The organism is Pseudomonas sp. B21-041 (assembly GCF_024748675.1).
Classification (GTDB): Bacteria; Pseudomonadota; Gammaproteobacteria; order Pseudomonadales; family Pseudomonadaceae; genus Aquipseudomonas; species Aquipseudomonas neuropathica.
In genome coordinates this window covers 4364687-4372500 of sequence record NZ_CP087175.1, presented here as the reverse complement: position 1 = coordinate 4372500, position 7814 = coordinate 4364687, and the positions used below count along the sequence as shown (strand labels likewise).

Below are 7814 nucleotides of genomic sequence, written 5' to 3'. Positions count from 1 at the left end.
AGTTTAAGGTGGTAGGCTGGAATCTTAGGTAAATCCGGGATTCTAAGGCCGAGAGCTGATGACGAGTGTTCTTTTAGAACACGAAGTGGTTGATGCCATGCTTCCAAGAAAAGCTTCTAAGCTTCAGGTAACCAGGAACCGTACCCCAAACCGACACAGGTGGTTGGGTAGAGAATACCAAGGCGCTTGAGAGAACTCGGGTGAAGGAACTAGGCAAAATGGCACCGTAACTTCGGGAGAAGGTGCGCCGGTGAGGGTGAAGGACTTGCTCCGTAAGCTCATGCCGGTCGAAGATACCAGGCCGCTGCGACTGTTTATTAAAAACACAGCACTCTGCAAACACGAAAGTGGACGTATAGGGTGTGACGCCTGCCCGGTGCCGGAAGGTTAATTGATGGGGTTAGCTAACGCGAAGCTCTTGATCGAAGCCCCGGTAAACGGCGGCCGTAACTATAACGGTCCTAAGGTAGCGAAATTCCTTGTCGGGTAAGTTCCGACCTGCACGAATGGCGTAACGATGGCGGCGCTGTCTCCACCCGAGACTCAGTGAAATTGAAATCGCTGTGAAGATGCAGTGTATCCGCGGCTAGACGGAAAGACCCCGTGAACCTTTACTATAGCTTTGCACTGGACTTTGAATTTGCTTGTGTAGGATAGGTGGGAGGCTTTGAAGCGTGGACGCCAGTTCGCGTGGAGCCATCCTTGAAATACCACCCTGGCAACTTTGAGGTTCTAACTCAGGTCCGTTATCCGGATCGAGGACAGTGTATGGTGGGTAGTTTGACTGGGGCGGTCTCCTCCTAAAGAGTAACGGAGGAGTACGAAGGTGCGCTCAGACCGGTCGGAAATCGGTCGTAGAGTATAAAGGCAAAAGCGCGCTTGACTGCGAGACAGACACGTCGAGCAGGTACGAAAGTAGGTCTTAGTGATCCGGTGGTTCTGTATGGAAGGGCCATCGCTCAACGGATAAAAGGTACTCCGGGGATAACAGGCTGATACCGCCCAAGAGTTCATATCGACGGCGGTGTTTGGCACCTCGATGTCGGCTCATCACATCCTGGGGCTGAAGCCGGTCCCAAGGGTATGGCTGTTCGCCATTTAAAGTGGTACGCGAGCTGGGTTTAGAACGTCGTGAGACAGTTCGGTCCCTATCTGCCGTGGACGTTTGAGATTTGAGAGGGGCTGCTCCTAGTACGAGAGGACCGGAGTGGACGAACCTCTGGTGTTCCGGTTGTCACGCCAGTGGCATTGCCGGGTAGCTATGTTCGGGAAAGATAACCGCTGAAAGCATCTAAGCGGGAAACTTGCCTCAAGATGAGATCTCACTGGAACCTTGAGTTCCCTGAAGGGCCGTCGAAGACTACGACGTTGATAGGTTGGGTGTGTAAGCGCTGTGAGGCGTTGAGCTAACCAATACTAATTGCCCGTGAGGCTTGACCATATAACACCCAAGCAATTTGCGTCGAAGAGACCAGATTGCGGTGTGTGAAGACGAAACGAACCGAAAGTTCGATGTTCACAAACACCGAAAGCTATCACATACCCAATTTGCTGAAGCGAGGCCACAAGGCCACGAGTCAGTACCCGAATTTCTTGACGACCATAGAGCGTTGGAACCACCTGATCCCATCCCGAACTCAGCAGTGAAACGATGCATCGCCGATGGTAGTGTGGGGTTTCCCCATGTGAGAGTAGGTCATCGTCAAGATTAAATTCCGAAACCCCAATTGCGAAAGCAGTTGGGGTTTTGTTTTGCCCGCGGGAAAGTTTTCACAGGACAACGCTGTCCCAGCTGTCGCAAGAAATGGCCATTGGGGAAATTCCTTCTGAAATGACCGGGCAGTTTTTGGTATGGTGCAGCTCGTTTTTTTTAACGGACTGATGTCATGCCCACGGATCGGCACTCATTTATGTCAAAGAGTTGCTGTAGAAATGCCTGAACCCATCCCGATCAAAGACCACGAAAAAGAGACGCGCCTGGTCAACAAACGGTTGATCGCCTGCGCCTTGTTCGTTTTCGCCATCAGCTGCGCCCTTGTCGTGCGCCTGTACATCCTCCAGGTGGTGGAGTTCGATTACCATTCCACGATCTCCGAAAACAACCGCGTCCACGTATTGCCAATCCCGCCGACACGCGGCTTGATCTACGACCGCAACGGCGTCTTGCTCGCCGATAACCGCCCCAGTTTCAACCTGACCATCACCCGCGAGCGCGCCACCGACGTCAATCAAGAACTGGACGAGGTCATCAACCTCCTGCACTTGCCTGCAGAAGATCGTACAGTCTTCGATAAAGCCATGAAGCAGTCTCGTCACCCGTTTACGCCGGTGACGCTGTTCTATGAGCTGACGGAAGAGCAAATCGCTGTATTGGCCGTCAATGAGTTCCGCCTCCCGGGCCTCGATGTCGAACCCCAGTTCGTCCGGCATTACCCGCTCGGCGCGCATTTCGCCCACTCGATCGGCTACGTCGGGCGGATCAATGAAAAAGAGTCGAAGAGCCTCGACTCGGTCGAATATCGCGGTACGCAATCCATCGGCAAAACCGGCATCGAACGCTTCTACGAGGCGCAACTACACGGCCACGTCGGTTACGAAGAAGTGGAAACCAACGCTCAAGGTCGCGTACTCCGTGTGCTCAAACATACCGACCCGGTCCCGGGCCAGAACATCGTCCTGAGCCTCGATATCAAACTGCAGGAAGCCGCCGAAGCCGCTCTGGGTGATCGTCGTGGTTCAGTGGTAGCGCTCGATCCGTCGACGGGCGAGGTGTTGGCCATGGTTAGCAATCCGAGCTTCGATCCGAATCTATTCGTCACCGGTATCAGCTCCAAGGAATACTCGGCACTGCGAGATTCGATCGACAGGCCGCTGTTCAACCGTGTGCTGCGCGGGCTCTACGCACCGGGCTCGACGATCAAGCCAGAAGTGGCAATCGCCGGCCTCGACGCCGGCGTCGTAACACCGCAGACGCGCGTCTTTGACCCCGGTTATTACCAACTCCCGGACTTCGATCACAAGTACCGCAACTGGAACCACAGTGGCGACGGCTGGGTGGACATGGACGCGGCGATCATGCGTTCCAATGACACCTATTTCTACGACCTTGCGCACAAGCTCGGCATCGATCGCCTGCACGATTACATGGCAATGTTCGGCTTGGGTGAGAAGGTCTCGCTGGACATGTTTGAAGAGTCGCCCGGCCTGATGCCATCGCAAGCGTGGAAGCGCGCGACCCGCCGTCAGGCCTGGTTCCCGGGCGAAACGGTTATCCTTGGCATCGGCCAGGGCTACATGCAGGTCACGCCGCTGCAACTGGCTCAGGCCACGGCATTGATCGCCAACAAAGGTGTATGGAACCGGCCGCACCTGGCCAAGACCGTCGACGGTGTCGCTCCTGTCGACGAACATCCGATGCCGAACATCCTGCTCAAGGATCCGCGAGACTGGGAGCAGGTCAATCACGGCATGCAGATGGTAATGCACGATGCGCGAGGTATCGCGCGTGCGGCCGCGGCCGGTGCGCAATATCGCATCGCTGGCAAGAGTGGTACCGCGCAAGTGGTGGCGATCAAGCAGGGCGAGCGCTACAACCGCGAGAAAACCCTGGAGCGCCATCGTGATAACGCCTTGTTCGTTGGCTTCGCGCCGGCCGAGCATCCGAAGATTGCGATTTCGGTGATGATTGAGAACGGCGAGGCCGGTGGTCGTGTTGCCGGCCCTGTGGTGCGGCAGATCATGGACGCCTGGCTGCTTGATCAGGACGGCCATCTCAAGCCGCAATACGCTGCGCCGACGAAAGCGCCGGGTGACCCGCACGTTTAACCTTCAACAGTTCACAGTAGCGGCTCATGCAAGCTGAACCGCTACTGTGAACTGTCTTGCAAAGACTATTTGCAGCTGTAACCCTCGGGCATCGTGACGGTGTAGTTGCGCTGCACGCGATCCTCGAAGTTCAGGTTCTGCAAGCCTTGTTCCACCAGAAAGGCTTCAACCTTGGTGGATTGGCAGTCTTCGTTATAGGACGACGCGCGAAGCAGGTAGACCGGGCGCTTACTGACTTCGTCGCGGGCAGTGGCAACGAAGGTGCTGAGCGTGGTGTAACCGGTGCGCTCCGAGGTCCCTACCGGGCCATAGGTGGTGTTCGGTTTACTCGTACAGGTCAGTCGGTCGTCTTTTTTCTTGCTGGTCTTGCACACGGTAGAGGTGCTGGTCGGAACTTGCCCATAGTCGGTGGCGGTATAGCGGTAAGTCACTTGTCGACTGCCAATATCGAGGCTGACAGTCATTTTTATCGGCGCGTGGTTCTTTGGCAGACTGGCGTCGGTATAGACCTCCTGGAACCCCCTGTCTTTCAGCGCGTTAACCATGTCGCGAAGATAATAGCGGGCATTAAGAGCGTTTTCGTCGCTGCCACTCGCAGACGTCACCAGCACAGTCGCCTTTCGGTCAAAATGATAGTCCGGATCGGGTGTCGCATTTAGCGCTACGTCCATTTGCGTGGCGCAGCCGCTGATCAACGCTGTCAGTAAAAACAGCGCGCAAAGTAAAAACCGGGTCATGACAAAGCCGCCTTACAAACTAAGGATTGAATAAGAGTTAAACGGTGTGGACTGGCGACAATTAACTTGCACGCCTGCGCAAGGCTCAGTCTTTCTGGTATTCCAGCAAATCGCCTGGCTGGCAATCGAGTGCTGCGCAGAGCTTGTCCAGGGTGGCCATCTTCACGCCCTTGACCTTGCCATTCTTCAGTAATGACAGATTGGCCTCGGTGATGCCCAGCAGGCTGGCCAACTCTTTCGAGCGAATTTTTTGCGTGGCCATGACAACGTCAAGGCGGACGATAATGGTCATTGTGTTGTTCTATATGTATTGGCTTTGCTCATCGCTGAGTACTTTTGCATCGCGCATGATAATTGAAAACAAACAGAGCAATACGCCTTTGACAATCTCATAGGCAGAAGTGGAAGACAGGCCGATCGAGAACTGAAAAATACGATCCCCTGGCGGTAGATCAATAGACAGGGCCAAACCTTGCAAAGTCTCTACCAGTGGGTAGGCGGCCGGAGAAATGATGCAAAGAATCCCCACTCGCCATAGCACCTTGATGTTGCGCTCGGTCCAGGTTTCGCCGCGGGACAAGCGCAGGAAAAACAACCCTGTCAGCCAGAGCACGTAGGTCGAAAGCAGGACGGGCAGGAAATCCAAAACGACAAGCAGCGCAGTGACCAGTGGCGAGAGCCATGTATCGGGGGCAAGCAGGGCACCTTCGACAAACGGGTCAAGTAATTGCGGCGAGTTTTCGGCGAAGGCGTAGAGCAGAGCTGCGAGCATTTCATCCGTTTGGAAGAACCAGATCGAAGCGTTGCCACCGACCTCGGTCACCCCTAAGACCCAGACAAGAATCGCTGCCAGTAATCCGACCCAATGCATGCGCTGCAGTGCCAATCCGTTGTTACGAGTACTCATGAAAAATCCTTGCGGTGTCATTGGGAATGACTAATTCTCGATGTAAAATTATCGAATGGCAATAATAAATTGTTCTATTTTTGTGAAGGGCGTTGTTGGCATCGGACGCAGAGGCCATAGAATGAACCTCAGTTCAATCGATTTGCGGGGATTTCAATGTCGATAGGCTCTCGAGTTCGAAGCAAGTCGAGAGCAGGGAGAGGCGCGACCCACGCGGTGAACGCTGATATCGATGACGGGTTCAGCGAATGATTGGAGCGGGGGGCATGCGCCACAAGCATGCTTCAGTCCCCGCTCTAACCGGTCTTACTTGATCTCGGTAATGAAGTTTTCCCGCGAGCGGCGAACCTTTTTCAAGTTGACCAACCAGTCTCCCTCAGTGGCTCTATGCCCTAGCGGCAGAATCACTACACCGCGCAAGTTGCGGGCCGTGACTCCGAGGATTTCATCGATGGCTGCCGGGTCGAAACCTTCCATCGGTGTCGCGTCGACTTCTTCAAATGCCGCAGCGATCAGAGCCGAGCCAAGACTCTGCATTGGTCACTACGAGCAATTCAAAGGGCCGCAGTCCACTTGATGTCGGCGTTAGCCGTACCACCTCCAGAATGCGCTCGATTTTTTCATCGAACACCGTCCGGGAAGGGTCGTACTTTTTCGTTGCATAGCGCCATTTCAGCAGGTCTGTCAGTGTGCTCGTCATCAAATTCCGTAAAGGTGAAAGATGTTCTCCGCCCCCCACATTTGAAATGCGTTCCAATGTGGGAGCGAGCCTGCTCGCGAAGGATCCTCAAAGCCGCCGCAAAAAATCAGGCCCCAGGCACCGGGCAGCTCATGTCACCTTCTTCACACTTCAAATACTGTTTCAGCGACTCAACCCGCAGCTTGGTCACCCCTGTCAGACAACTGCTGTAAACCCATGGATAAACGCTCCCGCCAGTAACTCCCGACGATGAAAACTTGCACTCGGCATCCCGAAACCCGAGCCACGCCCGCTGCGCGCTGACCAACAGCTTCTTGCCATCCGGGTTGTCCTTCAAGCGCCCGATGATCTGTTGATACACGGTGTTCAACTCTTTGTCCGCCGCTTTGAAGTCTTGCCCGGCGCACTGATTCATCGTCGCTTGATCGCTGGCATTTGCACAGTCCACGGCGGCGTGGGCGAGGGGAGTGAACAGAAAGGGCGTGAGAGCCAGAAGCAGGCGTGGGGACATGGTCAAGTCTCGCTGTATCGAAGATAAGTGCCGAGCAGTGTAGCGGCTGCTTCGCACTTATTCAGGCAGGCGCATTCGGGAGGCGTCGAGCAAACGGTCGGCGATGGCCGCAATCTCTTCACCATCGTGCAGCCTTTCCAGCCAATGTGCAGGAATGCCCCGCACGCCGTAATAGGCGCCGGCCAACTGACCGGTGATCGCAGCGGTGGTATCGGCGTCATCCCCCAGGTTGGCCGCTCGCAAAATGGCCGCTTCGAAGCTGTCCGTCTGGTGAAAGCACCACAGCGCCGCTTCCAGGGACTGCACGCTGTAGCCATTGCCTCTGATGTCCGTCTCGGACAGAACGAGGTATTCGCCATGCGCAATGGCGGCGACCTTGGATTGCGAGAAGCTGGCGAAAGGCAACTGACGCAGTTCTGCTTTGCTTGCGCCTTCAAGCGCTCTGGCAATCAACCCGGCCAACAATTGGCAGCATTCGATGGCTTCAGGTGCTGCGTGGGTGGTTCGCGAACTGTCGGCGGCAAAGCTCTGGATTTTCCGGGCATCGGGAAAGTAGAACAGCACCACCGGCACCAGACGCATCAGCGAACCGTTGCCGGCGCTGCACGGGTCGGTCGAGCCGGCGAAGGGATCAGCGGTTTGTTGATACTGCGCGAGCGCCTGGCTGACGGTCATGCCGACATCGAAACATTCACCGGTCGAACTGAGGTAACCCCATTGCCACCAGTTGAGGTAGCGCCCCATCTGATCGGCAGCGTTGAATCCATTCTTGTTCAGCAGGCTTTCTGCCAGACAGAGGGCCATGGAAGTGTCATCGGTCCACTGCCCTGGCTTGAGGTGGAACGGGCCACCGCCGACCATATCGGTCAATGGTGGGAATGATCCCCGTGGTTTGAACTCAACCGTAGTACCGACAGCGTCGCCGCACGCAAGACCGAGCAGGGCTCCGCGGTAACGTTCAGCGAGGGATGGCGGCATGATTCTTCCTTGTAGATTCAAATTCGCTGGAGAAGGTAACAGTTTCGTTGGGCGGAGGGTGCCTGGATCCATCACAGCAAGGTTCAAAAAGTGCAGCTTGATGTGTCTTTGTGATCAATGACTGCACCGCCTTGATACAACTTCACATTGGACATG

8 protein-coding genes and 2 rRNA genes (1 of these 10 cut by a window edge) are annotated in these 7814 nt (G+C 55.4%); 3 read left to right on the top strand and 7 right to left on the bottom strand.

Annotation, left to right across the window (positions count from 1 at the left end):
* The 3 genes from LOY43_RS19290 to mrdA form a co-directional block, all read left to right on the top strand.
* Nucleotides 1-1441 (top strand): 23S ribosomal RNA (locus LOY43_RS19290); it begins 1453 nt to the left of the window's first position.
* Nucleotides 1442-1592: 151 nt separating this feature from the next.
* A 5S ribosomal RNA gene (rrf, locus tag LOY43_RS19285) occupies nucleotides 1593-1708 on the top strand.
* 224 nt (nucleotides 1709-1932) lie between these two features.
* The gene (gene mrdA / locus LOY43_RS19280; RefSeq protein WP_034156458.1) at nucleotides 1933-3825 is read left to right on the top strand and encodes a penicillin-binding protein 2; all 1893 of its coding nucleotides are present in this window, start codon (nucleotides 1933-1935) and stop codon (nucleotides 3823-3825) included.
* Between the two features lie 65 nt (nucleotides 3826-3890).
* Here the strand turns inward: mrdA and LOY43_RS19275 are convergent, their stop codons facing one another.
* From LOY43_RS19275 to LOY43_RS19245, 7 genes are all read right to left on the bottom strand, one after another.
* Nucleotides 3891-4562 carry a hypothetical protein gene (locus LOY43_RS19275; RefSeq protein ID WP_095124315.1) on the bottom strand — a complete coding sequence of 224 codons (672 nt, stop codon included), beginning with the start codon at nucleotides 4560-4562 and terminating at the stop codon, nucleotides 3891-3893.
* A gap of 85 nt (nucleotides 4563-4647) precedes the next feature.
* Nucleotides 4648-4854 carry a helix-turn-helix transcriptional regulator gene (locus LOY43_RS19270; RefSeq protein WP_007910409.1) on the bottom strand — a complete coding sequence of 69 codons (207 nt, stop codon included), beginning with the start codon at nucleotides 4852-4854 and terminating at the stop codon, nucleotides 4648-4650.
* Between the two features lie 9 nt (nucleotides 4855-4863).
* The gene (locus LOY43_RS19265; RefSeq protein WP_095050453.1) at nucleotides 4864-5469 is read right to left on the bottom strand and encodes a hypothetical protein; all 606 of its coding nucleotides are present in this window, start codon (nucleotides 5467-5469) and stop codon (nucleotides 4864-4866) included.
* A gap of 306 nt (nucleotides 5470-5775) precedes the next feature.
* Nucleotides 5776-6006, bottom strand: a complete 231-nt coding sequence (locus LOY43_RS19260; RefSeq protein ID WP_258708592.1) for a hypothetical protein — start codon at nucleotides 6004-6006, stop codon at nucleotides 5776-5778.
* Nucleotides 5966-6169 carry a nitroreductase family protein gene (locus LOY43_RS19255; protein WP_245397992.1) on the bottom strand — a complete coding sequence of 68 codons (204 nt, stop codon included), beginning with the start codon at nucleotides 6167-6169 and terminating at the stop codon, nucleotides 5966-5968. The genes LOY43_RS19260 and LOY43_RS19255 overlap by 41 nt, the downstream gene beginning before the upstream one ends.
* A gap of 106 nt (nucleotides 6170-6275) precedes the next feature.
* Nucleotides 6276-6680 (bottom strand): lysozyme inhibitor LprI family protein, encoded by a 405-nt coding sequence (locus LOY43_RS19250; RefSeq protein WP_093433626.1) that lies wholly within the window; start codon nucleotides 6678-6680, stop codon nucleotides 6276-6278.
* A 57-nt stretch (nucleotides 6681-6737) separates the two neighbouring features.
* Nucleotides 6738-7658: an ADP-ribosylglycohydrolase family protein gene (locus tag LOY43_RS19245; protein ID WP_095050454.1), complete on the bottom strand. Its 921-nt coding sequence runs from the start codon at nucleotides 7656-7658 to the stop codon at nucleotides 6738-6740.
* Nucleotides 7659-7814: the final 156 nt, after the last annotated feature.